Consider the following 2,039-nt stretch of genomic DNA (forward strand, 5'->3'; position numbering starts at 1 on the left):
GATACCCGTGCTACCAGGAGCTTCGCCGCGTTCAAGGCGGTCGGTCAGATCGACCTGATCTTGTGACCAGCAAGATCAGGATGGAAAAGGCTCACTACCAACTGGCAGTTGGCGGTACTTGCAGACGCCGAACCCACTGGGTGACGCCCTCTGTCGTTTCAGTGTTGACTGAAGTTAATCTATCTTGGCGGCGATTGTCGGTGCGATGTGAAAGCCTGAAGGGGTGTCACGTGCTTCGCGGTCCCCGGCCGAGGCCTACGCCGACTCCCGGCGCAACGCCCAGCGGCCCAAGCTGACCGACTTCGGCTCCGTCATCTCGTTCGAGCTGGACCCGTTCCAGCGCCAGGCCTGCGAGGCCCTGGAGGACGGTCATGGCGTGCTCGTCTGCGCCCCGACGGGTGCCGGTAAGACCGTCGTGGGCGAGTTCGCCGTGCACCTCGCCCTGAGCGAGGGCCGCAAGTGCTTCTACACGACGCCGATCAAGGCGCTGTCGAACCAGAAGTTCGCCGATCTCACCGCGCGGTACGGGGCGGAGAGCATCGGCCTGCTCACCGGTGACACGAGCGTGAACGGTGGCGCGCCCGTGGTCGTCATGACCACCGAGGTGCTGCGGAACATGCTGTACTCGGGTTCGTCCACTTTGGACGGACTCGCCTACGTCGTGATGGACGAGGTGCACTACCTCGCCGACAGGTTCCGCGGTGCCGTGTGGGAAGAGGTCATCCTGCACCTGCCGGAGCACGTGCAGGTCGTCGGTCTGTCCGCGACGGTCAGCAACGCCGAGGAGTTCGGCGAGTGGCTGGTCGAGGTGCGCGGCGACACGACGGTCGTGGTCGACGAGCACCGGCCGGTGCCGCTGTGGCAGCACATGCTGGTGGGCAACCAGATGCTGGACCTGTTCGAGGGCGACGAGACGCACGCGCGGATCAACGTCCAGGTCCTGCGCAAGTCCGAGGAGCTCACGCGCTACCACGTGCCGTTCAGCCGTGGCCGCAACCGCAGCGGCGGCGGTGGCGGAAGGCCGCCGCGCAACACGGGCTTCAAGCCGCCGTCGCGGATCGACATGATCCAGCGGATGGACGCGGCCTCGTTGCTGCCGGCGATCGTGTTCGTGTTCTCACGGGCGGGGTGTGACGCGGCCGTTGCGCAGACGGCGCGGGCAGGGCTGCGGCTGAACACGCCGGAAGAGACCGACCAGGTGCGGCGGATCATCGCCGAGAAGACGCGTGATCTGCCCGAGGCCGACCTCACCGTGCTGGGCTTCTGGGAGTGGCGTGAGGCGCTGGAACGCGGCATCGCGTCGCACCACGCCGGGCTGCTGCCCGCGTTCAAGGAGACCGTCGAGGAGCTGTTCGTCCGCGGGCTGGTCAAGGTCGTGTTCGCGACCGAGACGCTCGCGCTGGGCATCAACATGCCCGCACGCACGGTCGTGCTCGAGAAGCTCGTGAAGTACAACGGCGAGGCGCACGTCGACCTCACTCCGGGCGAGTACACGCAGCTCACCGGGCGTGCCGGGCGTCGTGGCATCGACGTGGAGGGCCACGCGGTCGTCGTCTGGCAGCCCGGCATCGACCCCAAGGCGGTCGGCGGGCTCGCTTCCACGCGCACGTACCCGCTGCGGTCGAGCTTCCGTCCCGGCTACAACATGGCCGTCAACCTCGTGCACCAGCTCGGGGCCTCGGCGGCGCGCGAGATCCTGGAGCAGTCGTTCGCGCAGTTCCAGGCGGACAGGTCGGTGGTCGGGCTGGCGCGCCGGATCGAGCGCAACAAGGAGGCGCTCGCGGGCTACTCCGAGTCGATGACGTGCCACCTCGGCGACTTCACCGAGTACGCGTCGCTGCGCCGCCGGGTCGCCGACCGCGAGAAGCAGCTCGCGAGGCAGAACACCAACGCGCGCCGCATCGAGACGGCCAAGTCGCTGGAAACGCTGCGCAAGGGCGACGTGATCGCGGTGCCGTCCGGTCGCAGAAGCGGCCTCGCCGTCGTCGTCGCACCCCGGCCTCGAGCCGCTGGGCGAGGCCACGGCCGCTGGCTCGTCA

1 pseudogene is annotated in these 2,039 nt (G+C 68.2%); it reads left to right on the top strand.

Features of this window, described 5'->3' with window-relative positions:
- Positions 1-223: 223 nt before the first annotated feature.
- Positions 224-2,039, top strand: a pseudogene (locus tag FXN61_RS49100) (DEAD/DEAH box helicase); the annotation flags it as partial.

It is taken from the genome of Lentzea indica, assembly GCF_012184385.1.
Classification (GTDB): Bacteria; Actinomycetota; Actinomycetes; order Mycobacteriales; family Pseudonocardiaceae; genus Lentzea; species Lentzea indica.